Source organism: Streptomyces abyssomicinicus (assembly GCF_008974245.1).
GTDB classification, from domain to species: Bacteria; Actinomycetota; Actinomycetes; order Streptomycetales; family Streptomycetaceae; genus Streptomyces; species Streptomyces abyssomicinicus.
Map to the genome: position 1 here is coordinate 396,842 of NZ_BBZI01000005.1, position 25,375 is coordinate 422,216.

Consider the following 25,375-nt stretch of genomic DNA (forward strand, 5'->3'; position numbering starts at 1 on the left):
CATGCTCGGACTGTGGACCCTGGTGCGGTTCCTGCACGTCACCGGCGCCCTGCTGTGGGTGGGCGGCCAGATGCTGCTGTCGCTGGTGATCCTGCCACTGGCCCGCCGGCGGCTGGCCCCGGAGGCGGTCGCCGACTTCGCGGCCGCGGCCGGACGCCGCTTCGGCCTGCTCACCGTCGCGGTCTTCCTGCCCGTGCAGCTCACCACCGGCTGGGCCGTCGCCTGGCACAAGGGGGTCACCTGGGCCTCCTTGTCGGAACCCGGCTACGGGCGCACCCTCGCCGTCAAACTCGCCCTGTTCTGCGCGGTGATGCTCGCCGCCGCCGGTCACGGCATCGCCCATTCCCGGGGCCGCGCCCGGCTTTCGCGCGCACTGGCCGTCGCCTCGCTCGTCGGGTCGCTCGGCGTCGTCCTGGCGGCGAGCGCGCTGCCCGCGACCTGACGGCCGGTGCGTGCCGGCCCCAGGGGAGGGCGGCAGCCCCGGCGTCCCGAGGAAGGGCGGCAGCCCCCCTTCGCCGTCCCGAGGAAGGGCGGCAGCCCCGCCGACCCCGAACCCGAAGGAGGCAGGCATGCGGTCCGTCCCCGTGCCCCGACCCGGCTCCACGGCGCTCGACGCCATGCTCACGGCGGCGGCCGCCGCGCCGTCCGTGCACAACACCCAGCCCTGGCTGTTCCGGCTCCACCCGGTCACCGGCGCGCTGGAGGTCCGCCTCGCCCGGCGGCGCGCGCTGCCCCGCACGGACCCGGACCACCGGGCCCGGCTGGTCTCCGTGGGAGCCGCCCTGGAGAACGCGCGGCTGGCCGCCGAGCACCTCGGGCTCGTCCCCGCGGTGCGGCTGCTGCCCGACCCGCGCGACGAGGACCTGCTCGCCGTCGTCGACACGGCCGAGCGGCGAGGGGAGCGGCAGGGCCAGGACCCCCTCGCGGACCTGGACCTGTACGGGGCGGTCGCCCGCCGCCGCACCAGCCGCCTGCCGTTCACCGGCCGCCCCGTGCCCGACACCGTGACGGCGCGCATGGCGGCCGCGGCCCGCGCGCGCGGCGCGCGCCTGCTGGTGCCGCCGTACGCGGTGACCCGCCGGCTGCTGCGGCTGACCGCGGTGGCCGAGGCCCGCAACCACCGCGACCCGGGCCGCCTCGCCGAGTCCCGTGCCTGGCTCCTGCCGCCCGGCGGCGGCCCGTACGGGATCCCGGTCACGGCGCTCGGCCCGCCGGACCTCTCCGGACGGGTCCCCGCACGGGACTTCACCGGCCCGGTGACCGCGCTGCGCCCGCCGCCCGCCCGGTTCGAACGGCACGTCCAGCTCGCCGTGCTGTGCACGCGCCTGGACGAGCGGCGCGACCGGCTGCTGGCCGGCCAGGCGCTCCAGCGGGTGCTGCTGGCGGCCACCGCCTGCGGGGTGCGCACCGCGCCGCTGCACCAGGCGATGGAGTGGCCCGACACCCGCGGCGCGGTCGCCGCCCTGTGCGGAGGAGGCGTGCGCCCGCAGATCCTGGTGCGGTTCGGCTACGGCCCCGAGGGCGCGCCCACGCCGCGGGCGCCCGTTGCGCTCGAGCGCTGACCTGGCGGGCGTCCCGGCGGTCCCCGCCGGCCCGCGCCCGGGGTCCGGGACCGACGGCCGCCGGACGTCCCTTCCCGTGCCCCGCCGTCTGCCCCTTCGGCCCGGCGGCCCGGGCCGCACGGCCCACTCCCGGCGCAGGGCCGCCGATCCATCCTCCTGAGCGGGGCCCCGCCACCGGCGTGGGCCCGTGGATGCGGCCGGGCGGGCCGTGGTGGCCCGTCCGCCCACGGCCAGGGAGGAACACCACGATGCCGGAAGACACCAGGACCCCGAAGGCCCCGGCCCCACCGCCGCACGCCCCGGGCGCCCCGGGCGCCGTGGCCGGCCGGGCGTGGCTGATGCTGGGGCTCGCCACGCTCGGATTCGCCGTCAACTTCTGGGCCTGGGCGCTGCTCAGCCCGCTGGGCCCGCGCTTCAAGGACGGCCTCGGCCTCACCTCGTTCGAGCAGTCGCTGCTGGTCGCGGTGCCGGTGGTGGTCGGCTCGGTGGGGCGGGTCCCGGTCGGCGCGCTGACCGACCGGTTCGGCGGGCGGGTGATGTTCCCGCTGGTCTCGGCGGTCACCGTCGTCCCGGTGCTCCACCTGGGGCTGTGGGGCCACTCCTCGTTCGCCGCCCTCCTCGCCGGCGGCTTCCTGCTGGGCATCGGCGGCACCGCCTTCGCGGTCGGCGTGCCCTTCGTCAGCGCCTGGTTCCCGCCCCGGCGGCGCGGCCTGGCCATCGGGGTGTTCGGTGCCGGGATGGGAGGCACCGCCATCAGCGCGCTGACCACGGTGCCGCTGGTCGACGCGCACGGCATGGCGAACCCGTTCCTGGTGACCGCGGGCGTCCTGGCCGGATACGCGGTGCTCGCGGGGCTGGTGCTGCGGGACGCGCCGGGACGGTCGGCACCCGGCGAGCCGTTCCTGCCCGGGCTGGCCGGCACGTTCCGGCTGGGCGTCACCTGGCAGGCGTCCGCGCTGTACGCCGTGACCTTCGGCGGCTACGTCGCGCTCTCCGTCTACCTGCCCACCTACCTGCGGACCGGCTACGGCCTGGACGCCGCGGACGCCTCCAGCCGCATGGCCGGCTTCGTCCTGCTCGCGGTGGTGACGCGGCCGTTCGGCGGCTGGCTGTCGGACCGGATCGGACCGGTGCGGGTCCTCGACGCGAGCCTCGGCGTGGTGGCCGCGGGGGCGCTGGCGCTCGCCCTGGAGCCGGAGCTGATGCCCGGCGGGACCGCCGCCTTCCTGGCCATGGCCGCCGCGCTCGGCGCGGGCAGCGGGGCGGTGTTCTCCCTGGTGGCGCTGCTGGCCCCGGCGGACCGGGTCGGCTCGGTCACCGGGGTGGTGGGAGCCGCCGGAGGCCTCGGCGGCTTCGTCCCCCCGCTGCTGATGGGCGCCCTGTACGGCGCCTACGGCTCCTACGCGCTGGGCCTGGCCCTGCTGGTCCTCGTCTCCGTCGCCGCCCTCGCCTTCACCACCACCGGCGTGCGGAACGCCCTGCGCGCCCACTGACCGGGACCCGGCGCCGCCCCGGGCCGCCACCGCGGCCCGGGACGAACCGGGCCCCGGGGCGGGGTGTGCGCCCAGCGGCTGCTTCCGAGGCGCGTGGCGGGCACGTCCGCGAGGGTGGCGGCCCCGGCGCACCCCGGGGCGACGCCCCGCTCGCTCCTCGCTCACCCGCCGGCTGATCGCCCGGTACGTCGCCCAGCCGGACCCCGCGGTCGTCGGTGCCGCACCGGCCCGGCCGATCGCCAAGACGCACGTCGACCGCGCCATGGCCGGACCGCGCGCCCGCGACGCGTCCGACTCGTCGTGTTCGCCCACGAGTCGGGCCTGGTCACGCCGCGGAGCCCCGGACGACGTCCGGCGCGGTCATGGCCGGTGATGCGGCAGCGGCCCCAGGTCCCCGTCGATGACGGCCCGGACGACCGGCGGCCGGCCCCACAGGGCCAGGATCTCGTTGCACAGGCCCACCAGGGGCTCGTGGTCGCGCAGGCCGCGGGTGGTGACGGCGGCCGCCGCGAGGCCGCGGGGGACCGCACCGGCGTCCAGCAGGGTCCGCCACTCCGCCGGCCCCAGCTCCAGGTACTCCAGCCCGCCGAGCCGGCCGACCTGCCGGGGGTCGGCGAGGGTGCCCGGGTCGGCCGTGAGGGTCCGCAGGCGCGGCAGGCCCGCCAGCGGGGCGAGGTCCACCGGGTCCACCGGGTCCACCGGGGGCCGCGAGCCGGCCGGCGCCGCGACGCAGAGCACCTCCAGCTCGGGGCACGCGACCGCGTCGACGCCGTGCGGACCGCCCGGTCCGACGTGGGCCACGGCCGGGTGCCTGCCGCCCTCCCCGGCCGGCTCGTCCGGTGGCTCGATGTCCCGCACCAGGTCGAGGAGCGAGTCCGCCGCCAACTCCGCTCGGATGAAAGCCTCGTGGCTGATCGCCACGACCTGGCCCGTCCGGCCGGCGGGCCCCGGGGTCAGGTCGAGGGCGAGGACGTCACCGCACCCGTTGTCGCCGAACGCGATCCAGCCCGGGGAGCCGACGAGCCCCTGGACGGCGGCGTCCGGCCGGGAGGCGACCGCCTCGCAGGCTGCGTAGCGCCACGGCGCGGGCCGGGACGCGGCGTCGGCGGCACGGAGGTCCGCCAACGGGAACAGCTCGATGCGGAGGTGGTTGTACACCGGCGTGTCCCAGTCCTCGGGGCGCGCCCCCACGACCCGGTACAGGGCCTTGAGATCGTCGGGCAGCCTCAGGCCCAGACGCTCCTCGACGGCGGCGAACTCCGCCTCCTCCACCCCCACGGGGCCGGGTATCCGCTCCAGCAGCCACCGCTCCAGCGCCGCCGCGTCCCCCGGCCTGGCGGGCCGGGCCCCGGCGAACCGCCCGGGCGGCCTCCGCCAGGGCTCGGGCACGGCGCCCTCGGCGAGGAGCAGCGTCGTGCCGTCCGACCGTTCCTGCTCGACGGCGGTGCTCGGGCCGGTCATCCGCAGCCGGGTCCGGCCCGACGGCTCGATCCGTGCGGAGAAGGTGACGGACCCGGCGGCGGCCGCCGTGAGGGCCTCCCGCACGAGTGCGGCGGCCTCCCGGGCGGCGGCCGAGTCCCGCGCGCGGGCCGGGACCCCGCCGGACGCCCTCGTGCCGTCCGGGCCCATGGCACCGGCCAGGTGCAGGACCCCGTCCGCGCCCTTGGCCTCCATCCCCTGTGTCCAGGCGCGCAGCAGCGGCGCCCAGGTCGGGAAGGAGGTCAGCGCCAGGAGGGACGGGGCGGAGGCCGGTTCGCTCATGCCGCCGACCCTATGCCGCGGCGCCGACACCGTGCCGCGGGCGCCGACACCGTGCCGTGCCGCGGCGTCGGCACGCCCCGCGCGGGGCCCGGACGGTGTGACCTCCGGGCCCCGCACGGGACGGGTGATCAGCGCTCCATCAGGGCGAAGACCCCCCAGCCGAGGTACTCACGCGTGCCCCGCGCGTAGCGGGCGGGCTCGGTGGTGAGTTCCTGCCGTACCTGCGGGGCCAGTTCGTCGTCCGGGTTGCGGTCGAGCCAGCGGCGCATGCTGAGCCACTGGGCGGCGGCGTACCGGTCCCAGCTGTCCTGGTCGGCCAGCACCATCTCCACGACGTCGTACCCGAGGTCCTGGAACCGCCCGATCAGGTCCGGGAGTTCGGCGAAGTCGGCGATGCGGGTGGCATGGCAGGCCTGGGCGGTCTCCTCGTCCGGAGGGGTCCGCCGCCAGTACGGCTCGCCTATCAGCATCAGGCCTCCGGGGCGGAGGCTGCGGCCGAGCAGCTCGGTGGTCCCGGCGACCCCGTTCCCGATCCAGGTGGCGCCGACACAGGCCGCCAGATCGACGGGACGGTCCGCGACGTGCCCGCAGGCGTCGCCGTGGACGAAGGCGACCCGGTCCGCGACACCGAGTTCGGCGGCGCGAACACGGGCCTGCCGGGTGAAGACCGTGCTGATGTCCACCCCGGTGCCCGTGACGCCGTGGTCGCGCGCCCAGGTGCACAGCATCTCGCCCGAGCCGCTGGCCAGGTCGAGCACCCGCGTCCCCGGGGTCAGGCGGAGGGCCTCGCCGAGAGCGGCCAACTTGGCGTGGGTGAACGGATTGTGGATCCGGTGACCGCCCTCGCGGACGGTGAAGATGCGGGGAAGGTCCACCACCGGCGTGCTCGGGGTGGGACCGTCGGCCGGCGGCGGGGCGTCGGAACGCTCACGGCCGGCGTCCGGGCGGGGGCCGGAGGGAGTGATCCCGCGCTCGGAGGACGGGAGGGTCGGTCGGTGTGAAGCTGGCTGACGAGACAACGTGGAGTCCTTGGGAAAGGGGCCCCGTGCCGGACGGCAGGCGTGCCAGGGCCGACCTCCGCGAGGAGGAAGGCGGGCAGGCGAGGGTCAGGCCGAGGCCCGGAAGGTGAGGATGGTCCGGGCACCGCGCACAGCGGTGGTCTCCACGACAGTCATCAACTCACCTTCTCCTGGTCTCTCCGGGCGGCATGGTCGTCGCCGCGCTCCCACCGTAGCACCCCTGTGCGGGGCGCGGTCTCCCGGTACGCACGGGAAGGCCGCGGCGCCACCGGCGCCGCGGCCTCCCAGGGATCGGTCAGGGAGCGGAATCCGTCACTTGACGCCGAGGCCGGCGTCGTCGGCCTTCTCCTTGCCCGCGGCCGCGAGGACCTTGTTCAGCGGCGCGAGGTCGTAGATGCCGGTGAGGCTGGGCTGCTCCAGCAGACCGGCCTTGACGGCGTGCTCGGCCTGGGCGTTCAAGGTGGCGGCCAGCGGGTCGTCGAGGAAGGTGATGGACTCCCAGGCGGGGTCGATGACCTCGGCCGGAAGCTCCTTGCCCGACAGTTCCTTCAGCGCCGCGTTGGCGGAGGCCTTGGCCTCGTCCGGGTTGGCGTTGATCCACTCGTTGGTCTTCACCGAGCCCCGCAGCACGGCCTCGACGACGTCCGGGTGCTCCTTGAGGAACTTCTGCGACACGATGATGTTGGTGATCACGAACTTCTTGTCCGGCCACAGGTCGGACTCGTCGAGCAGCACCTTGCCGCCCTCGGCGACCAGCTTGGAGGCGGTCGGCTCGGGGACCCAGGCGCCGTCGATGGAGCCGGACTTGTAGGCGTCCGGGGTGATCTTGTTGTCGGTACGGAAGACGGAGACGTCGCCCTTGCCGCTCTGGGCGTCGACCTTCCACCCCTTCTCCGCGATCCAGTTGAGGAACGCCACGTCCTGGGTGTTGCCGAGCTGCGGCGTGGCGATCTTCTTGCCCTTGACGTCGTCGAGGGTCTTGATCTTGTCGGGGTTGACGACCAGCTTCACGCCGCCGGAGGCGGAACCGCTGACGATGCGCAGGCTCTTGCCGTCCGACTTGGTGAATCCGTTGATGGAGGGGGAGGGGCCGATCCAGCCGATGTCGATGGAGCCGGCGTTCAGCGCCTCGATCTCGGACGGGCCGGCGTTGAAGGTCGACGCCTTGATCCGGGTGCCGCCGAGTTCCTTCTGCAGCAGCCCCTCCTGGACGCCCACCAGGGCGGTGGCGTGCGTCAGGTTGGGGAAGTAGCCGATCTTCACCTCGTCGGCGGAGAGCTTCTTCGCGTCCGCGGAGACCTCGGTCTTCTTGGCGTCGTCGGCGGCGTCGGAACCGTAGCCGCAGGCGGTGAGCAGGAGGGGGAGCGCGGTGAGGGCGGCAAGGGCGCGCAGGGCGCTGAGCGGTCTGACGGCAGACACGGAGGTGTCCTCTCGGGAAAGGGCTGATCAAAGGGCTGATCGAGGAAGGCGTGGAACGCGGGGGCGGAACCCGGATGTGCCGGTTCGCCGGAACTCCCGGTCGGCGACCCCGCCGCCGGACCCGGCCTTGAGGGGCGTCGTGGGTCAGGGGGCGGAGTGATGGGGCGCGGGTGGTGCGCACGCCCGGAGAAGGGCGGTGCCGCCGTCCCGGAGGGTTCCCTCCGGGCGGCTCAGCAGGAGCGACAGATGGCGCTCGAGGTGCGGCCGAGATCGACGTGCCGACGCGAGGTCAGCAGGAGGAACGACAGGGTGGCGCGGTCGGACGGACGCATGTCACCCCTCGTTTCGATTCCCAGTTTTCCTACCTGAATGATGGGGATCGTGGCAGAAAGCCAGGCCGACACCAAGACTGCTTTCACATTCTGGACGGGGTCTTCTCGGATGCTGGGACGAGAAGGGGTGGCCCGGGTGGGTCAGGGGTTCTCCCACGCGTCCGGGGAGTCCGCCAACGCCGTTACATTGTCCGGGAGTTGAGAGTTGGCGAGGTCGGCGAGCGACACCCCGTCCAGGATCTCGCGCACATGGGAACGGAGCGCGATCCACAGGGGCAGCAGCGACTCCGCCGGGCCGCTGTAGGTCAGGTCCGGCGGCCGTACGCCGCGCACCGAGACCAGGGGACCGTCCACGACACGGATGACGTCGGCGACGCTGACGGACTCGGCGGGCCTCGCCAGGCGGTAGCCGCCGTTGCCGCCGCGCCGGCTCGTCACCAGTCCGCCCCGGCGCATGTCGTTGAGGATGCCCTCGAGGAACTTGTGCGGAATGCCCTGGGCGTCGGCGATGGCCTCCGCCTTGAGTGGCTCGTCGTCCCGGGACGCGGCGAGCTGCAGTGCGGCCCGTACCGCGTAGTCCGCCCTGGCTGAGATGCGCATGGCCCCATTGTCCCGCCGTGCCGGCGGGCTCCGCGGGCCGGGGGCGGGCGGCCCGGGGGCGGGCCGGCCGCCCCCGGGCCGCCGCCGTGTCACACCACGGTGACGGGATGCCGCACCACGGCGTCGAAGAAGTACCCCTGGGTGTTGTGCACCGCCTCGTCGGGCTGGCTCCGGCCGCCGGTGTCGGTGGCGCGGGCCAGCAGCTGCGTGGCGCCGGGGGACGCGGGGCGCCAGGGCACCGACCAGCGGCTCCAGCTTCCGGCGCGCGGACGGTCGTGCAGTGACGCCCTCCGCCAGGTCGCCCCGCCGTCGGTGCTGACCTCGACCTCGGCGATGCCGCCGGCCCCGGACCAGCTACGACCGTGCAGCACCTGCCCCTCCCCGGCGCGGAAGACGGCGCCGGAGGCCAGCTCGAAGGCGCTCTTGACCGCCTGACGGGTGATCGGCGCGCTGCCGTCGCCGTGCGCGGAGCCGAACAGCCGGTAGAAGGTGGTGTTCCAGGGCGAGAACAGCGGCTGCGCCGACACCTCGATGTCGCCCACCCACTTGACCGAGGCGATGCCCACCCACGACGGCACCAGCACCCGCACCGGGAACCCGTGGTCGGGCGGCAGCGGCTCGCCGTTCATCTCGTAGGCGAGCAGCACGTCGTCCAGGGCCTTGGACAGCGGCAGCGGGCGGCGCACCCGGCCGAGGTTCTGCCCGCCGCTGACGTACTCGGCGTCCAGGCCGCGCGGCTGGACGTCCACCGCGTACGGGGACAGCCCCGCGCGGCGCAGCACGTCGGCGAGGCGCACGCCGCGCCAGCGGGCGACGCCGACCGCGCCCAGGCCCCAGGCGGTGCCGCTGACCGTCTGGCCCTGCTGGACGCCGTAGAAGCTCCGGCCGTTGCCCGCGCACTCCACGAACGCCGTGCGGGACACCGACGGCAGCGCGCGCAGGTCGTCGTAGCCGAACTCCACCGGACGGTCCTCGGCGGGCGTGCCGCGCAGCCCGTCGCCCCACAGGCGCAACCGCCAGTCGGCTGCGTCCAGTTGCGGCGTCGAGGTGTGGTTGCGGACGAAGAACAGCTCGTTCGGGGTGGTGCGGCCGACGCCGCGCAACGCCTCCCAGCGGGTCTCCGCGTTGGTGCCGTGCCGGACGAACCACTCCGGCGGCAGCGGCTTGACGATGGTGTCGGCGGCCGCCGCCGTGGCACCGCCGGCGGTCGCGGCGGGCTCGGCGGCGTGGGCCTCGCCGCCCGGGACCGCGGCGGGAAGGGCGGTACCGGCCGCGGTCGCGGCCAGCAGGGTCAGCAGGTGGCGGCGGGAGACGTCGGCCCTGGCCTCGCCGGCCAGCCATTGGCGCAGTCTGCGCCGGTCGTAGGAGGTCTCGTCACGGTGTGCGGGCGGAAGGGGCGGCATGGTGCTCCTCGCGGGAACGTCGGGATGCGTGACGCCGAGGGGGCGAACGACGGAAGGACGGAACGGGGCACCCGCCGCTGCGGGTCCGCCGCCTGCGCCGCACCGGCGTCCGGTGCGGAACCGGCGTCCGGCGGGGAACCGGCCTCGGGTACGGCACCGGCCGGAACGGCGGCGGGTACGGGCCCGGAGCGGGTGGGCCGGTGGGCGCGGAGCGGGGAGGCGTCCGGTCAGCCGTCGAGGCGACACAGCGCGGCCGCGACGCGGACCAGGTCCACGGCGCGACGGCGGGTCAGAAGCCTCCGGTGCGGCATGGGGCGATGGAAGCACGGGGCACCCCGGGCGTCAACGGACCGCGGACGCACGCGGGAGGTGTCCGACAGGAGAGATCGGCGTCCGCATCGCGGACTTGGCTTGATGTGCGCGCAACGGGCGGGCCAGAATCCGCCCATGGCCCCCTTCCTCGTCTCCCGTCGCCACGTGGATCTTCTGCGTGTCGCCGGGATGCTGTGTCGGGCCGGCCGCCGGTGCCGCGCCGCCTGTCGCTGACCGCGCGCACCCGCCTGCCGCGCTGACGGAAGCCTTCCCGCCCCGGCGGCGCACCTCCCTCCTCTCCGCACCTCGGTGACGGCGCGTCCGCGCGCCGCAGCCCCCTCCCGCGGTCCCCGTTCCGGGCGCCGCCCGCTCACCCCTCCCAGAGGTCCACTCGCATGTCTGCGCGTCCTGCCCCCGTCCTGCACTGGTTCCTGCCCACCGGCGGCGACGGCCGTGATCCCGGCGGGGTGACCGCCGTCCAGTCGCGGTCCCGGTCGGCCACCCGGCGTCCCGCCGACCTGGGGTACCTGGCCCAGGTCGCCCGTGCGGCCGAGCGGGCCGGCTTCGACAAGCTGCTCACCCCGGTGGGTCTGGGCTGTGTGGACCCCTGGGTGCTGACGTCGGCCGTCGCCGCGGTCACCGAGCGGATCGGCTTCCTCGTCGCCTTCCGCGCCGGACTGACCGGCCCCACGCTGATCGCCCAGCAGGCCGACACCTTCCGCAGGCTGTTCGGCGACCGCATCGCGCTGAACGTGGTCACCGGCGGCGATCCGGTCGAGCAGCGGGCCTACGGCGACCACCTGTCCAAGGACGAGCGCTACGCCCGCACCGGTGAACTCATGCGGGTGATCCGGGACCTGCTGGCGGGCAAGCCGGTCGACCACGAGGGGGACCACGTGCGGGTGACGGGGGCCCGGCTGGAGAACCCGGCCGTCGCCACCCCGGTGCCGCTCTACTTCGGCGGCGCCTCGCCGGCCGCCGAGGACGTCGCCGCGCACCACGCCGACGTCCAGCTGCTCTGGGGCGAGCCCCCGGCCGCCGTCGCCGAACGCGTCGACCGCCTCCGGGCCAGGGCGGCGGCCGCCGGCCGCACCGTGCGGTTCGGGCTGCGGCTGCACGTCATCACCCGTGACACCGCCGCCGAGGCGTGGGCCGAGGCCGACCGCATCCTGGACGGCCTCGACCCCGAGGCGGTCCGCGCCACCCAGGAGCGGTTCGCCCGCATGGACTCCGCCGGCCAGGCCCGTATGACGGCACTGCACGGCGGCACGGCGGAGAACCTGACCGTCGCGCCCAACCTGTGGGCGGGCATCGGCCTGGTCCGCGAGGGCGCCGGCACGGCCCTGGTCGGCTCGCACGACGAGGTCGCCGAACGCCTCTTCGCGTACCGCGAGTCGGGCATCGACGAGTTCGTCCTCTCCGGCTACCCGCACCTCGAGGAGGCCTACCGGGTGGGCGAAGAGGTCGCCCCCCGGCTGCGCGCCCTCACCGAGGCGGCCCGGTGACCCTCGTCGAACGGACACCGCCCGTCGCGCCGCCCGCCGACGCGGCCCCCAGGAGGCGTCGCCCGCCCGCGGTCCTGCGCTGGACCGCCCTGCGGCTGGTGGCCCTGGCCGTCCTGCTCGCCGCCTGGCAGGCCGTGGTCGCCGCCGGGGTGTGGCCGCGCGTCCTCGTCCCGTCCCCGGCCGAGGTGTGGCACGCGTTCGTGGAGGCCTCGACCGTGCACGACGGTGTGCGCGGCCACAGCGGGTACCTGCTGACCGAGCACCTGGCGGTGTCGCTGCGCCGGATCGGCACCGGCACCGGCTACGCGGCCCTGGTCGGCATTCCGCTCGGGCTGCTGATCGGCGTGGTGAAACCGCTCGCCGTGGTGCTGGAACCCGCGGTCACCTTCCTGCGGACGCTTCCCCCGCTGGCGTACCTCTCGCTGCTGGTCATCTGGTTCGGGATCGACGAGTCGCCGAAGATCTGGCTGCTGGTCGTCGCCGCGCTGCCGCCGATCGCGGCGGCCACCGCGGCGGCGGTGCGCGGTGTGCCGGGCGACCTCGTCGAGGCGGCGCGGACCCTGGGCTCGGGCCCGGTGACGCTGCTGCTGTCCGTGCGCCTGCCGGCCGCGCTCCCGGAGATCCTCACCGGCGTGCGCATCGCCCTCGGCGTCGCCTACACCTCGGTCGTCGCCGCCGAGACCGTCAACGGCGTGCCGGGCATCGGCGGCATGATCCGCGACGCCCAGCGATACAACCAGACCGACGTCGTCATCGCGGGGATCATCGCCATCGGCCTCTCCGGCATCGTCCTGGACGCACTGTTCCGGGGGGTGGAACGGCTGACGGTGCCCTGGCGCGGCCGCCGTTGATCCGGCGCCCTCGCCGTCGCCTGCGCCCTCGCCGTCACACCCGCCTTCCGGGCCGCCTTCCGTCCCGCCTCCGTTCCGGCGCCCGATCCGGCCCCGCGCCCGACCCCCGTTCCCGCCCCGCTCCGCACCTCCCCTCCGCCGCGCGCCCCCGCGCCGCCTCGCCCGAAGGAACCGTCATGGCCCTGCTCGCCCGCCGCACCCTCCTCCTCGCCTCCGCCGCCGCCCTGACCGCCCTCACCGCGACCGCCTGCGGCTCCGGCGCCGACGGCGGGGGCAGAACCCAGGTGCGCATCGCCTACCAGGCGATACCCAACGCCGACCTGGTGGTCAAGAACCAGCGGCTGCTGGAGAAGGCGCTCCCGGACGCCGACGTGAAGTGGGTGAAGTTCGACTCCGGGGCCGACGTCAACACGGCGGTGATCGCCGGGTCCGTCGACCTCGGCCTCGCCGGGTCCAGCGCCGTCGCCAAGGGGCTGTCGGAGCCTCTGAACATCCCCTACAAGGTCCTCTGGATCCATGACGTGATCGGTGACAACGAGGCCCTCGTCGCCCGGAAGGGCATCACCTCCGTCAAGGACCTCAAGGGCAGGAAGGTCGCCGCCCCGTTCGGGTCGACCACCCACTACTCCCTGCTGGCCGCGCTGGAGTCGGCCGGGCTGAAGCAGTCGGACGTGACGCTGGTGGACCTCCAGCCGCAGGACGCCCTCGCCGCCTGGCAGCGCGGCGACATCGACGCCGCCTACGTGTGGACGCCCACCCTCACCGAGCTGAAGAAGGACGGCACCGTCCTCGTCAGCAGCCGAGAGATCGCCGAGCAGGGCCGGCCCACGGCCGACCTCGGCATCGTCACCGACGCCTTCGCCGACAAGCACCCCGACATCGTGGACGCCTGGCTCGAGGCGGAGAACCAGGCGGTGGAACTCGCCCGGGAGAACCCCGGCGAGGCGGCCGCCGCCATCGGCGCCGAACTCGGCCTGAGCGCCGGTGAGGCGGAGGAGCAGCTCGGCCAGCTGGTCCTGCTCACCGCCGAGGAGCAGGCCGCGGCCGACCACCTGGGCACCCCCGGCGCACCGGGCGGGCTCGCCGGCAACCTCCACGACGCCGCCGAGTTCCTCGCCTCGCAGAAGGCCGTCGACGCCGTCCCCGAGCGGTCCGTCTTCGAGAAGGCCCTCGCCGTCGAGGAGCTGGCCCGTGTCACCGGCTGAGCCCGACGTCCGGGTGCGGGACGTCAGCGTCCGCTACGGCACCGCGCGGCATCCCGTCACCGCCGTCGCCGATGTCTCCCTCACCGTGCTGCCGGGGGAGTTCGTGGTGCTGGTCGGGCCGTCCGGATGCGGGAAGACCACGCTGCTGCGGCTGGTCGCCGGGCTGGAGCGGCCCGCGGAGGGCACCGTCGAGGTGCGCCGCAGGACCGGCGTCGTCTTCCAGACGCCACGCCTCTTCCCCTGGCGCACGGTGGGCGGCAACCTCTCCTTCGCGCTGGCCCGCAACGGTGTCGCACGGGCCGACCGGCCCGGCCGCGTGGAGGAACTGCTGTCGCTGGTCGGTCTGGCCGGCACGGCGCGGCGGCGCACCTGGGAGCTGTCGGGCGGTCAGCAGCAGCGCGTTGCCATCGCCCGGGCGCTGGCCACCGAACCGCAGATCCTGCTGATGGACGAGCCGTTCGCCGCCCTGGACGCCCTCACCCGGGAACGGCTCCAGGAGGAGGTGCGGACGCTGGCCGAGGTCACCGGCACGACGGTCCTGTTCGTGACCCACTCGGCGGAGGAGGCGGTGCTGCTCGGGTCCCGGGTCCTGGTGATGGCGGCCGGTCCCGGCCGGATCGTCGACGAGGTGGCGGTGCCCCTCCCGCGCGGGACGGCGACGGACGCTGCGGCCCTGCGCGGTGACCCCCGCTTCGCCGCCCTGCGCGCCGAACTGGCCGCGGTGACCCGCGCCGCCACCGCCGCCTGACACCGGCCACGCCGCCCGCGCGGGGCGCGGCGGGCGCTCACCACGCCCGCCGCGCCCGCGTCCGTGCCGCTCACCCCGAGTACGGCACCCTCACCCGGCTCCGTTCCTGCTCAGGGCGGTGAGCACGTGATCCAGCTCGTTCGGCATCACGGCGATGAGAACAGCACCTTCGGAGGAGGCGCACTCGACGATCGTGGAGCCGCCGTTGATCTTCATCGCTTCCCGCAGCGAAGGTGACCGCAGGCCGACCCGCCGCACTCCCGCCGGAAGGGACATTGCGGCCCCAGCCCTGGTGCGGGGCTCCCAGGCCACCGTGAAGGGGCCTGCCACCAACCGCCCGCGAAGCCACCGGCCTTCGAGCGAGGGATGCCGCAGCAGGCAGGGCACCTTGATCACATCGCCCTGAGCGGCACGGACCGCGCGGCGCCTCACCTTCCGGCGGAGCAGCCAGGCCGTCAGTCCGCCCGCCGTCAGGCCGATCACGAGTTCGATCACATCTGCATTTAAGCAGCAGGATCCGGGAACCCGCCGCGTTCCGGGGTGCCGCACAGGATCCCAGGGGCGTGGCGGCGGTCAGGGCGTGCGCGGCCGCACCGCCGCGGCGGCCTTGCGGGCCGCCACCAGCACGGGGTCCCAGACCGGGGAGAACGGCGGCGCGTACCCCAGGTCCAGGGCCGTCATCTGCTCCACCGTCATCCCGGCCGTCAGCGCGACCGCCGCCACGTCCACCCGTTTGGCGGCGCCCTCCCGGCCCACGATCTGCACGCCCAGCAGTTTCCCGGTGCGCTCCTCGGCCAGCATCTTGACCGTCATGGGGGAGGCCCCGGGGTAGTAGCCGGCCCGGCTGGTCGACTCGATCGTGACCGCGTGGAACCGCATCCCCACCCGCCGGGCGTCCTTCTCGCGCAGGCCGGTGCGGGCGATCTCCAGGTCGCAGACCTTGCTCACCGCGGTGCCGACCACACCGGGGAAGGTGGCGTAGCCGCCGCCGACGTTCGCGCCGATCACCTGGCCGTGCTTGTTGGCGTGGGTGCCCAGCGCCACGTGCTGCTGCTGGCCGGAGACCAGGTTGAGGACCTCCACGCAGTCACCGCCGGCCCAGACGTTCTCGTGGCCGCGGACCCGCATGGCCAGGTCGGTGAGGAGGCCGCCGCTCGCGCCGAGGGGGAGACCGGCGGCCTCGGCCAGGTCGGTCCGCGGCCGGACCCCGATGCCCAGGATCACGACGTCCGCCGGGAACTCGCGGTCGCCGGCCGCCACCGCGCGGACCCGGCCGTCCTCCCCGGCGAGCACGGCCGTGACGCCGGTGTCGTTGACCATGGTGATGCCGAGGCCCTCCATGGCGGTGTGCACCATCCGGCCCATGTCCGGGTCGAGGGTGGACATCGGCTCCTTGCCGCGGTTGACCACCGTGACCTCGAAGCCGTGGTTGATCATCGCCTCGGCCATCTCGACGCCGATGTAGCCGGCGCCCACCACCACCGCGCGCCGTCCGGCGGTGCGCGACAGCGTGTCGATCAGGGCCTGCCCGTCGTCCAGGGTCTGCACGCCGTGCACGCCCGGCAGGTCGATGCCGGGCAGTTCGGGGCGCAGCGGGGTGGCGCCGGTGGCGATCACCAGCTTGTCGTAGGAGGTCCAGGACTCCTCGCCGGTGTCCAGGTCGCGCGCCCGGACGCGCTCGCGCCCGAGGTCGATCGCGGTGACCTCGGTGCGCGTGCGCAGGTCGATGGAGCGGGCGCGGTGCTCCTCGGGCGAGCGGGCGATCAGCTGCTCGCGGTCGCCGACCGCGCCGCCGACCCAGTAGGGGATGCCGCACGCCGAGTAGGAGGAGAAGTGCCCCCGTTCGAAGGCGACGATCTCCAGCTCCTCGGCGCCCTTCATCCTGCGGGCCTGCGACGCGGCGGACATGCCCGCCGCGTCGCCGCCGATGACCACCAGTCGTTCCCGGTCCCGCCTCGCGCCGCTGCTCATGGAGCCAACCTAGCGCCGGGGGCGGGACCGGCAGCGGAGGGGTGACCGGGCCCGCCCGCCGCAGGCCCCCAGCCCGCCTCAGGTCCCCCCGTCCCGCCTCAGGTCCCCCCGTCCCGGTTCAGGTCCCCTCGTCCCGGTTCAGGTCCCCAGCCCGGTTCAGGACTCCTGCGACCCCCGGGGCTCCCGGGTCTCCTCGGCCTCCTGGCGTGCACGGGACGACACGGACTGCGGGGAAGCCTGCCCACCGGTCCGGGCGCCGCGCGCGGCACCGCCGCGGCGGCGCCGGCGCAGCCAGAGCCACAGGCCGGAGCCGAGCACGACGGCGAACGGCAGGGCGGCGCCGACGGCCAGGACGATCCAGTGCAGGGTGGAGACGAAGGCGTCCCAGCCGCCTTCGAGGGCGTCGAGGATGCCGGGGTCGGGATCCTCCCGGTTCTCCTCGTCGAGGTGGTCCTCGTCGGTGAGGGTCAGGGTGATGGTCGCCAGCGAGGTCCGGTCCTCCAAGGACGCCTGCCGGGCCAGCAGCGACTCCAGCTCGGCCTCCCGCGAGGCCAGTTCGCTCTCCAGGGCGACGACGTCGGTGAGCTTGGTCGCCTCGTCCATCAGCTCGCGCAGCCGCTCCACGCCGGCCCGCTGGGACTTCACCCGGCTGTCCACGTCGACGACCTCGTCGGTGACGTCCTCCGCCTGGGCCGAGTGGTAGTAGACGCGGCCGGTGCCCTTGAGGTCCTTCAGGACCGCCTCGTACTTCTCCGACGGAACCCGCAGGACGACCTCGGTCTCGTCCGTGCGGTCGTAGTCGTAGGAGTGGGACTCCTCCTTGCCGACGTAGCCGCCCGCGCTCCCGGCGACGCGGCGGGCCTCGGCGACCGCGTCGTCGACGTCCTTCACACTGACCGAGAGCTGGGCGGTGCGGATGATGTGCGCGTTCTCCAGGGCGGTGCCGGACCGCCCCGGGTCGCCCTTCTTGGCCGCCCCGTCGTCGGCCGCGCTCCCCGCCGCCCCCTCGGGCGCGGCGGCCTTCGCGTTGTCGCGGGAGACGGACTTGTCGTCGGCGGCGGAGCTGAGCTCGGAACTGCTGCCCGCCCCGCAGCCGGCGAGGGCGAGCGAGGCGGCGAGAAGCATCGCTGCCAGGGTTCTGCGGGCCATGTGGGTCCCCCCGGATCGTGTGGGTCGTGGGCGTGGCGCTCGGCCGCCCCTTCGCCCTTGTCCTTGTCCTTGCCTTCGCCTCTTCGACGCCGCAGAGGGCCGCCGCGTTTGGCCCCCCAGGTCGCGATGCGGTCACGGTCCGGTCTCCGAACGGCAGGCCGGGGGTCGGCGTCGTGCCGGACGGGCGGTTTGAGAGAGTGGGATCATGGCAACTGGGACCCACCACGGCACCGCCCGTTCCCCGCACGTCCTCGTGGTCGGAGCCGGTGTCGCCGGCCTGGCCGCCGCCCACCGGCTGCTGGACAGGGGCGCCACGGTGACCGTGGCCGAGGCCTCGGACCGCGTCGGCGGCAAGCTGCTGCCGGGCGAGATCGCCGGCGTGCGCGTCGACCTCGGCGCCGAGTCCCTGCTCGCCCGCCGCCCCGAGGCCGTGGAACTCGCCCGTGCGGCCGGCCTCGCCGACGACCTCCAGCCCCCGGCCACCGCCACCGCCGCGCTCTGGACCCGCGGCGCCCTGCGCCCGATGCCCAAGGGCCACGTGATGGGCGTGCCCGGCACCGCCGGGGCGCTGGCCGGCGTGCTCTCCGAGGAGGGCCTGCGCCGCATCGAGCAGGACGCCGAACTGCCCCGCACCGAGGTCGGCGAGGACATCGCCGTCGGCGCGTACGTCGCCGAACGGCTCGGCCGCGAGGTCGTGGACCGCCTGGTGGAGCCCCTCCTCGGCGGGGTCTACGCGGGCGACGCCTACCAGATCTCGATGCGCGCCGCGGTGCCCCAGCTGTTCGAAGTGGCCCGGAACCACACGTCGTTGACCGAGGGTGTGCGCGCGCTCCAGGAGAAGACGGCGGCGGACCCGAGGACCGGCCCGGTCTTCGCCGGGATCGCCGGCGGCGTCGGCCGGCTCCCCCTCGCGGTCGCCGGGTCGGTGCGCTCGCGCGGCGGCGAGATCCTGCTCGACGCCCCCGTCACCGCGCTGCGCCGCGACGCCGACGGATGGCAGGCGCTGGCCGGGGGCCGGCCGGTGCGGGCCGACGCCGTGGTGGTCGCCGCCCCCGCCGCGGCGGCCGCCCGGGTGCTGCGGGACGTCTCGCCGGGCGCCGCCGCCGGGCTGGACGGCGTCGAGTACGCCTCCATGGCCCTGATCAGCCTCGCCTTCCGGCGCTCCGAGGCGGACGCCCAGCTGCCGGAGGGCAGCGGCTTCCTGGTGCCCCCGGTCGACGGCCGGACCATCAAGGCGTCCACCTTCGCCTCCCGCAAGTGGGGGTGGATCGCCGACGAGGACCCCGGGGTCCTGGTCGTGCGCACCTCGGTGGGCAGGTACCAGGAGACCGCGATCCTGGGCCGTTCGGACCAAGAACTGGTCGAGGTCTCACGGCATGATCTGCACGAGGCCACCGGACTGACCGCCGAACCGGTCGCGACGACGGTCACCCGATGGGACGACGGCCTGCCACAGTATCCGGTGGGCCACCACACCCGGGTCGCCCGGATCCGGGAGCAGATCGCCGCCGTCCCCGGCCTCGCCGTCTGCGGCGCCGCGTACGACGGTGTCGGGGTGCCCGCCACCATCGCCAGTGCCTACGCGGCCGTCGACGCACTGAGTGCCGACCCGGTGCTCGGCCTCGGAACCGGAAAGTGAGAATAGGGTCATGAGTGACGAAGCCCCCGCCAAGATCCCCAACATCGGCAAGAAGGCGAAGGACCTCAACGAGGTCATCCGCTACACCCTGTGGTCCGTCTTCAAGCTGAAGGACGTCCTCCCCGAGGACCGCGCCGGCTACGCCGACGAGGTCCAGGAGCTGTTCGACCAGCTCGCCGCCAAGGACGTCACCATCCGCGGCACCTACGACGTGTCCGGCCTGCGCGCCGACGCCGACGTGATGATCTGGTGGCACGCCGAGACCGCCGACCAGCTCCAGGAGGCGTACAACCTCTTCCGCCGCACCCGGCTGGGCCGCTCGCTCGACCCGGTCTGGTCCAACATGGCGCTGCACCGCCCCGCCGAGTTCAACCGCGCCCACATCCCGGCCTTCCTCGCCGAGGAGGAGGCCCGCGACTACGTCTGCGTCTACCCGTTCGTCCGCTCCTACGAGTGGTACGTGCTGCCGGACGAGGAGCGCCGGGCGATGCTCGCCGAGCACGGCAAGATGGCCCGCGGCTTCGCCGACGTCCGCGCCAACACGGTCGCCTCGTTCGCGCTCGGCGACTACGAGTGGCTGCTCGCCTTCGAGGCGAACGAGCTGCACCGCATCGTCGACCTGATGCGCCACCTGCGCGCCTCCAAGGCGCGGCTGCACGTCCGTGAGGAGATCCCCTTCTACACCGGCCGCCGCAAGAGCGTGGCCGAGCTGGTGGAGGGCCTCGCCTGAGGACCCCCGCCCCGAGGTCCGGCCGACGGCGCCGGCGGTCCGCCGACCGCCGGCGCCGTCGCCCTTTCCGTGCCCCTGGCCGCCCGGCCGGGGCGCGGACGCGGCCCGGGACGCGGGGCGCAGGCGGCCTCGCCGCCCACGGGGAGGCGCCCGAGGAGCAGGTAGTCGCGCAGGTGGCCGCCGACGCAGGCGTTGCGCCCGTCGGCCAGGCCGTGCGAGCCGGCGTCCCGCTCGGTCACCAGCGCCGCCCCGGCGAGCCGCCCCCGCAGCTCCAGGGCGCCCCGGTACGGCGCCGCCGCGTCCCGCTCCGCCGCCAGGATCAGCACCGGCGGCAGCTCGCCCGGCGCCGTGCGCACGTCCCGGGGTTCCTGCCGGGGACCCTTCCAGAAGGCGCAGGGCAGGTGGGCCCACACGCCGTGCCAGGTCTCGAACGGCGCGGTGCGGGCCAGGCGGGTGCCGTCGGCGTCCCAGACCTTCCAGTCGGTGGGCCAAGGGGCGTCGTTGCACTTCACCGCCGTGTACACCGCCCTCGAGTTCTGTTCCGCGGCCGCCCGCGCCGCCTGCGCCCCGGCCTCCGGGAGAGGGCCGGCCTGGGCCAGCAACTGCCGGTCGTCACCGAGGAGATGGTCGGCGAGAGCCCGGGCGCGGTGCGGCCAGAGGTCGTCGGAGCGGAGCGCGGCGAGCATCGCCGCGTGCAGCTGCTCCGGCCCGACGGTCCCGGCGGCCGGCCGTGCGGACAGCCGCGCCGCCGTCCGCGCGTAGGCGCGCGCCACGGCGCGGGGGTCGGTGCCGAGGCCGTGGGCGTCGTGGTGCCGGGCCGTCCATGCGCGGAAGTCGGCCCAGCGGCGCTCGAAGGCCGCGGACCGTTCGAGGACGTCGCGGTACCAGACGCCCGCCGGGTCCGGACGCACCGGTGAGTCCAGGACCATCCGCCGTACCCGGTGGGGGAACAGGTCGGCGTGGAGCGCGCCCAGGTAACCGCCGTACCCGGTGCCCAGGAAGGTCAGCCGGGGCTCGCCGAGCGCGGCACGGAGCACCTCCAGGTCGCGGGCGTTGTTCAGCGAGGTGTGGTGGCGAAGGGCGGCTCCGCCACGGCGGGCGCAGGCCTCGGCGTACCGCTGCGCCTCGGCGCGGCGCTCGCGCTTGAACGCCTCGGAGGGACGCGTGGGCGCCCGGCGGGGGCCGGCCGGACGGCCGGCGGGATCGGCGCAGAGCAGAGGGGTGGAGCGGCCCACGCCGCGCGGGGCGTAGCCGACCAGGTCGTAGGCCGCGGCGAGCGGCTTCCACTCCGGGAGCAGGGCGACGGCGGGGAAGGCCATGCCGGAGGCGCCGGGACCGTCGGGGCCGAGGACCAGCGCGCCCTGGCGGGGGACCGGGGCGGTGGTGCCGGCCGTGCTGCCCGTGCCCCCGGTCGCGCCGGTCGCGCCGGTCGCGCCGGTCGCGCCGGTCGCGCCGGCCGTGCCGGTCGTGCCCGTCGCGCGGGAGCGGCTGACGGTGAGGCGGACGGCCGGGCCGCCGGGGCGGGCGTAGTCCAGCGGCACGGTGACGGTGCCGCAGCGCGCCGTGCCGGGCATGGCGTCCTGGCCGGTGCACCGGCCCCAGCGGATGCCCTCGCGCGCGGCCCGTGCGGCGGCCCGGGCGACCCCGCGTGCCTCCGCCGTCGCCGCCGGCCCGGGAACGGCGGCGGACGGTCCGGGAGCGGCACCGGACGGTGCGGGAGCGGCGGCGGCTCCCAGGGAGGCCAACGCGGCCACGGCGGCGAACAGGACGAGAGGGCGCATACGGGGTCCTTCGGGCGTGTGGTCTCCCGGAGGATGCTTCGCCCGGCGGTCCGCCGGGGCAAGCGCGCCGCGCCGTGTCCTACTCCTCGTCCGCGCCCGCCGCGAACGCCGCCCGCAGCGCGGGCTCCTCCACCGCGCGCAGTCCGTGCAGCGCCACCGCCGTCAGATGGCGCAGGTCCTCGTCGAGTTCGTCGACGCGGTGCCCGAGAGAGGCCACCAGCCGCTGCCCCGCCGGCGAGGCGCGCCGGGGGTACGGGTGGGCCTCCATCCGGGCGATCAGCAGGGTGCCCAGCGCCATCGCCAGCGGCGCGGCGAACCAGGCCGCCGTCAGCGCGGCCGTCGGCCCGCCCTCCTCGCCCGGCAGCACCACCGCCACCGCGCCCAGGACGGCCACCGCCACGGCGGCCGACCGCACCCGCCGCACCCCGTCCGCGACGGTGCCCGCGTGCTCCGGCACGGCCAGTCCCGCCGCCACCAGCCGGTCCGCCAGCCGGTCCACCGCCTCGGCCGCGGCGGCCGCGGCGCGCACCGGCGCTATCCGCCGCTGTCCCCCGGGCCCTATCGCGGCGATCACCGAGCCCTCGACCTCGTCGCGGCCCCGTGGATCCACCACCGTCGCCCACCCGGTGTGGGCCAGCAGCAGCCGGCGTTCCCGGGCCATTGCCACCAGGGTCAGGTCGGCGACCCGGACCGGGCCGCCCGCCAGGAACGCCGTCTCGTACAGGCTCAGCGACGCACGGCCGTCGTCCAGCCGTTCGGCGGCCGTCGCGGCGACCGCCGCACGGCACAGGTGGAAACAGGCCACTCCCACGAGGACCCAGGCGACCAGCAGGAGAGAGACCCAGAGCATGCGGTGTTTCTATGTCACCGGGGCGTCGTCGCACCATGGGTCGTTCACCATACGGACACATGTTCCCACCTGGGGCTCAACCGCCCAGCAGCACCCGGCGGGTGGCGCGGGCGACGCGGGCCGCCGGGGAACTCGGCAGCGGCGCGGGACCGGAGCGCTCCAGCCACCAGGCACGCAGCCGGTTGCGCCGCCGGGCGTTCTCCGGTCGGCCGGAGAGCAGCAGGTGCTCCGCGAAGTCCAGCGCGTCCTGGCGGTATCCGCCGCCCGGCGGCCGGCCGAGGGCGTACCCGAGGAACAGCGGACGGTAGGAGTCGCCCAGGATCCGGGGCAGTTCGGGCGCGAGCTTGGCGACGATCCCCGCCCGCTTGGCGGCCAGCGCCCGGGCCTGGACGCCCACCCGCGCCCGGTCGAAGCCCTCGGGCACGGGGCCGTCGGCGACCAGGGCGGAGAGCAGGGACGCCTGGGCGACGGCGACGCGCTGCCGGGACCGGGCGGACGCGGGCGCGGCCGTCGCGGGGCGGTCGCCGGTGGCGGCGGTGGCGGTCCCCGCACCCGTGCCCGCGCCCGCCGCACGCCCGCGGGCCACCGCCGCGCCGATCGCCCCCAGTTCCCGCTCCAGCTCGGCGGCGCGCGGGAAGTCGTCGTCGCGCTCCAGCAGCACACCGGGCGGGGAGACCCGGGAGGCCAGGTCGGCCAGGATGTCCAGCACCGGCTCCGGCACGGGGTGGGCGTGACTGTCGTGCCAGACCCCGTTCTTGAGCACACCGCCGGCGACGTGGACGTAGGCGATCGCCTCCACCGGCAGCTCGTCCAGCGCCTTCGCCGCGTCCTCGCCCCGGTTGACCTGGTTGGTGTACAGGTTGGCGACGTCGATCAGCAGCCGCACGCCGGTGCGCTCCACCAGCTCGTACAGGAACTGACCCTCGGTGAGCTCCTCGCCCGGCCAGGCCAGCAGCGCGGCGATGTTCTCCACCGCCAGCGGCACGGGCAGCGCGTCCTGGGCGATCCGCACGTTCTCGCACAGCACGTCCAGGGCGTCGCGGGTGCGGGGCACGGGCAGCAGGTGTCCCGCCTCCAGCGCGGGCGAGGCGGTGAGCGCGCCGCCCGCGCGGACGAAGGCGATGTGCTCGGTGACCAGCGGCGCGTCCAGCATGAGCGCGCGCTCCGCCAGCGCGGCCAGGCGCCGCTCGTCGGGGCGTTCGGCGCCGCCCAGCCCCAGCGAGACGCCGTGCGGCACCACCGTGACGCCGCGCTCGCGCAGCCGGGCCAGCGAGGCGGGCAGGTGACCGGCGCAGAGGTTCTCCGCCACCGCCTCGACCCAGTCGACGCCGGGCATCGCCTCCACGGCGTCCGCGATCTCCGGCCGCCAGCCGATCCCCGTCCCCAGGTGCGCCATCGTGGCCCTCCCCTCGTAGCCGTGTACGTGCCCGTGTGAGGGAGTCTTGGCCCCGAAGCGGGTGTGCCGAATCGCGTTCGGCCGTGTTCAGAGCTGGATTTGAGCTAACGGACCGGGACGGGTGGCCCGTGCCAGGTGCCCCGTGCCGGGTGTTGTGGCACGGCGCGGTGTGGCGCGGTCGTCGGCCGCGCGGGCCCGCTCATCCCCGCCGCGGCCGCACCCCCGGCGGAAGCGCGCCACCGCCGCGCAGTCCCCACCACCGCCGGACCACCGGCGACACCCGCTCCCGCGGGTGGCCGGTGTGGGTCACGAACGCGTCGATCACGGCGTGCGCGGGCCGGTGCGGCGGCACGGCCGTCAGCAGCGCCTCGTCCCCGTCCCGCGACGGCGGTGCCACCAGGGCGACCTCGTCCCCGGAGCGCAGACGCAGCACCAGCCCCCGCAGCCCGTGCTCGTCCCCGGGCACGGCCCGCAGGCGCGCGTGCATCCGGTCCCGCGCGGGGGAGACCAGCCGGACGCGGGCCAGCGGCGTCCCGGCCTTGAACTCCTCCCAGCGGTCCGTCCCGAGACGGCGGAACGGCGGCTCCCGCCACGGCCGCGACGCGTCCAGGCGCGCCAGTACCCGCCGCAGGAAGTCCCGGACCGCCGACTCGTCGTGCGGCTGCCAGGAAAGGTCCGTCCGCCACACGCCGGCGGCGAGTTCGGCCTCGATCCCGGCGTACTGGTCCTCCACGGCGAGGTCGTGGAACGGCTGCTCCAGGATCATGCCGCAGATCCGTTCGACCTCCTCGTCGCCGAGGCTCCGGCTGAACTGCAGGCAGTACAGGACCGCTTCGAGCATTCCGGAACGCATGCGCACAGTATGGCGGCGGGCCGGACGCCGCGAGCCGTGCGCGGTGGCGGTTTCGCCGGGCCCGCCGGGCCCGGCGCTAGAGGAGCGCGGGGTGGCCGGCGATCACCGTGCACGAGCCCGGCGCGATCTCGGTGAAACCGGCGTCGCGGACCACGGGGAGGTCCGACCGGAGCAACCGCGCCCAGCGCTCGGGCGAGGCGGTGCGGACCGCGAGGGCGAAACCGGAGTCCCGCCAGGCGGCGCGGTCGGCGTCGGAGAGTTCCCACCAGGCCAGCTGGGCGGCGTGGCCGGTCTGGGCCATCGTCTTGCCGGCCGACATGTGCACCTCCGGGTTCAGCCAGAGCACCGGGGTGGCGGGGCCGGCGGGCGGCGGGGGCTCCGGGTCGTCCAGGTCGGTGCCGGAGACCTGGAGCTTGGCGAGTTCCCTGGGCCAGCCGTCCAGGGGGACCGGCGGGTACACCCGCACCTCGGCCGACCTCCCGGTCACGGTGATCCCGGGCAGCGTCTGCGCCTTGCGCCACTCGCCGCCCCGGGCGCGGCGGACCACCTTGCGGATCCGCGCGTCCTGCCAGGCATCGACCGCCTCCGCCCACTCGCCGTCGCCGCTCGAGCGGGGGTCGTCCAGCACGGTCAGCACCGCGCGGGCCGAGGTCTCCAGCGCGTCGGTGCGGGCGGGGGGATCCGTCTTCTCCAGCCGCACCACCAGCGGCAGCACGTACTGGGGCTTCTCGTCCCGGGGATCGGTGGTGATGGTGAAGGGCGACGTCGTCACGGGGACAGTCTGCCAAACCCCCAG

24 protein-coding genes are annotated in these 25,375 nt (G+C 75.6%); 10 read left to right on the forward strand and 14 right to left on the reverse strand.

Features of this window, described 5'->3' with window-relative positions; all coding sequences use genetic code 11:
* Position 1 precedes the first annotated feature (1 nt).
* The 3 genes from GBN72_RS01625 to GBN72_RS01635 all read left to right on the forward strand — a co-directional run bounded on the left by GBN72_RS01625 (position 2) and on the right by GBN72_RS01635 (position 3,055).
* Positions 2-442, forward strand: coding sequence for a hypothetical protein (locus GBN72_RS01625; RefSeq protein ID WP_151769806.1), 441 nt, complete (start codon positions 2-4; stop codon positions 440-442).
* Positions 443-569: 127 nt separating this feature from the next.
* A complete protein-coding gene (locus GBN72_RS01630; protein ID WP_151769807.1) occupies positions 570-1,562 on the forward strand; it encodes an Acg family FMN-binding oxidoreductase in 993 nt (330 codons plus the stop codon).
* 338 nt (positions 1,563-1,900) lie between these two features.
* A complete protein-coding gene (locus tag GBN72_RS01635) occupies positions 1,901-3,055 on the forward strand; it encodes an MFS transporter (RefSeq protein ID WP_218042024.1) in 1,155 nt (384 codons plus the stop codon).
* Between the two features lie 360 nt (positions 3,056-3,415).
* On the opposite strand, the gene GBN72_RS01640 is transcribed toward GBN72_RS01635, so the two are convergent.
* The 6 genes from GBN72_RS01640 to GBN72_RS01660 all read right to left on the reverse strand — a co-directional run bounded on the left by GBN72_RS01640 (position 3,416) and on the right by GBN72_RS01660 (position 9,589).
* Positions 3,416-4,816: an SMI1/KNR4 family protein gene (locus tag GBN72_RS01640; protein ID WP_151769809.1), complete on the reverse strand. Its 1,401-nt coding sequence runs from the start codon at positions 4,814-4,816 to the stop codon at positions 3,416-3,418.
* A 128-nt stretch (positions 4,817-4,944) separates the two neighbouring features.
* The gene (locus tag GBN72_RS01645; RefSeq protein ID WP_151769810.1) at positions 4,945-5,691 is read right to left on the reverse strand and encodes an SAM-dependent methyltransferase; all 747 of its coding nucleotides are present in this window, start codon (positions 5,689-5,691) and stop codon (positions 4,945-4,947) included.
* A 456-nt stretch (positions 5,692-6,147) separates the two neighbouring features.
* Positions 6,148-7,254 (reverse strand): ABC transporter substrate-binding protein, encoded by a 1,107-nt coding sequence (locus GBN72_RS01650; RefSeq protein ID WP_151769811.1) that lies wholly within the window; start codon positions 7,252-7,254, stop codon positions 6,148-6,150.
* A 230-nt stretch (positions 7,255-7,484) separates the two neighbouring features.
* Entirely contained in the window at positions 7,485-7,586 is a 102-nt protein-coding gene (locus GBN72_RS35985) for a putative leader peptide (RefSeq protein WP_369695865.1), read from the reverse strand.
* Between the two features lie 141 nt (positions 7,587-7,727).
* Positions 7,728-8,186: an RrF2 family transcriptional regulator gene (locus tag GBN72_RS01655; protein ID WP_151769812.1), complete on the reverse strand. Its 459-nt coding sequence runs from the start codon at positions 8,184-8,186 to the stop codon at positions 7,728-7,730.
* An 89-nt stretch (positions 8,187-8,275) separates the two neighbouring features.
* The gene (locus tag GBN72_RS01660) at positions 8,276-9,589 is read right to left on the reverse strand and encodes a sulfite oxidase (RefSeq protein WP_151769813.1); all 1,314 of its coding nucleotides are present in this window, start codon (positions 9,587-9,589) and stop codon (positions 8,276-8,278) included.
* A 447-nt stretch (positions 9,590-10,036) separates the two neighbouring features.
* Between GBN72_RS01660 and GBN72_RS35990 the strand changes: the two genes are divergently transcribed.
* The 5 genes from GBN72_RS35990 to GBN72_RS01680 all read left to right on the forward strand — a co-directional run bounded on the left by GBN72_RS35990 (position 10,037) and on the right by GBN72_RS01680 (position 14,210).
* Positions 10,037-10,135 carry a putative leader peptide gene (locus GBN72_RS35990; RefSeq protein WP_369695866.1) on the forward strand — a complete coding sequence of 33 codons (99 nt, stop codon included), beginning with the start codon at positions 10,037-10,039 and terminating at the stop codon, positions 10,133-10,135.
* Between the two features lie 161 nt (positions 10,136-10,296).
* Positions 10,297-11,406 (forward strand): LLM class flavin-dependent oxidoreductase, encoded by a 1,110-nt coding sequence (locus GBN72_RS01665; RefSeq protein ID WP_151769814.1) that lies wholly within the window; start codon positions 10,297-10,299, stop codon positions 11,404-11,406.
* Entirely contained in the window at positions 11,403-12,257 is an 855-nt protein-coding gene (locus GBN72_RS01670) for an ABC transporter permease (protein WP_151769815.1), read from the forward strand. The genes GBN72_RS01665 and GBN72_RS01670 overlap by 4 nt, the downstream gene beginning before the upstream one ends.
* Positions 12,258-12,433: 176 nt before the next feature.
* The gene (locus tag GBN72_RS01675; RefSeq protein WP_151769816.1) at positions 12,434-13,462 is read left to right on the forward strand and encodes a taurine ABC transporter substrate-binding protein; all 1,029 of its coding nucleotides are present in this window, start codon (positions 12,434-12,436) and stop codon (positions 13,460-13,462) included.
* Positions 13,449-14,210: an ABC transporter ATP-binding protein gene (locus GBN72_RS01680; protein WP_151769817.1), complete on the forward strand. Its 762-nt coding sequence runs from the start codon at positions 13,449-13,451 to the stop codon at positions 14,208-14,210. Before GBN72_RS01675 ends, GBN72_RS01680 begins: the two co-directional genes overlap by 14 nt.
* 90 nt (positions 14,211-14,300) lie before the next feature.
* Here the strand turns inward: GBN72_RS01680 and GBN72_RS01685 are convergent, their stop codons facing one another.
* From GBN72_RS01685 to GBN72_RS01695, 3 genes are all read right to left on the reverse strand, one after another.
* Positions 14,301-14,705, reverse strand: a complete 405-nt coding sequence (locus GBN72_RS01685; protein WP_151769818.1) for a hypothetical protein — start codon at positions 14,703-14,705, stop codon at positions 14,301-14,303.
* A 78-nt stretch (positions 14,706-14,783) separates the two neighbouring features.
* Complete coding sequence (locus GBN72_RS01690) at positions 14,784-16,181, reverse strand: FAD-dependent oxidoreductase (RefSeq protein WP_151769819.1); 1,398 nt, start codon at positions 16,179-16,181, stop codon at positions 14,784-14,786.
* A 156-nt stretch (positions 16,182-16,337) separates the two neighbouring features.
* Positions 16,338-17,330, reverse strand: a complete 993-nt coding sequence (locus GBN72_RS01695; RefSeq protein ID WP_151769820.1) for a DUF4349 domain-containing protein — start codon at positions 17,328-17,330, stop codon at positions 16,338-16,340.
* Between the two features lie 205 nt (positions 17,331-17,535).
* Here GBN72_RS01695 and hemG point away from each other — a divergent pair, with 205 nt between their 5' ends.
* Positions 17,536-18,969, forward strand: a complete 1,434-nt coding sequence (hemG, locus tag GBN72_RS01700) for a protoporphyrinogen oxidase (protein ID WP_151769821.1) — start codon at positions 17,536-17,538, stop codon at positions 18,967-18,969.
* A 10-nt stretch (positions 18,970-18,979) separates the two neighbouring features.
* On the forward strand, positions 18,980-19,699 hold the full coding sequence (hemQ, locus tag GBN72_RS01705; RefSeq protein WP_151769822.1) for a hydrogen peroxide-dependent heme synthase: 720 nt from the start codon (positions 18,980-18,982) through the stop codon (positions 19,697-19,699).
* Here hemQ and GBN72_RS01710 read toward each other — a convergent pair.
* From GBN72_RS01710 to GBN72_RS01730, 5 genes are all read right to left on the reverse strand, one after another.
* Entirely contained in the window at positions 19,648-21,480 is a 1,833-nt protein-coding gene (locus GBN72_RS01710) for an alpha/beta hydrolase (RefSeq protein WP_151769823.1), read from the reverse strand. The genes hemQ and GBN72_RS01710 overlap by 52 nt on opposite strands.
* A gap of 79 nt (positions 21,481-21,559) precedes the next feature.
* Entirely contained in the window at positions 21,560-22,330 is a 771-nt protein-coding gene (locus GBN72_RS01715; protein ID WP_151769824.1) for a TIGR04222 domain-containing membrane protein, read from the reverse strand.
* Positions 22,331-22,406: 76 nt separating this feature from the next.
* The gene (locus tag GBN72_RS01720; protein ID WP_151769825.1) at positions 22,407-23,726 is read right to left on the reverse strand and encodes an MbnB/TglH/ChrH family RiPP precursor modification enzyme; all 1,320 of its coding nucleotides are present in this window, start codon (positions 23,724-23,726) and stop codon (positions 22,407-22,409) included.
* Between the two features lie 199 nt (positions 23,727-23,925).
* Positions 23,926-24,579 carry a hypothetical protein gene (locus tag GBN72_RS01725; protein WP_151769826.1) on the reverse strand — a complete coding sequence of 218 codons (654 nt, stop codon included), beginning with the start codon at positions 24,577-24,579 and terminating at the stop codon, positions 23,926-23,928.
* A gap of 76 nt (positions 24,580-24,655) precedes the next feature.
* The gene (locus GBN72_RS01730) at positions 24,656-25,351 is read right to left on the reverse strand and encodes an aminoacyl-tRNA hydrolase (RefSeq protein ID WP_246212201.1); all 696 of its coding nucleotides are present in this window, start codon (positions 25,349-25,351) and stop codon (positions 24,656-24,658) included.
* Positions 25,352-25,375 lie beyond the last annotated feature (24 nt).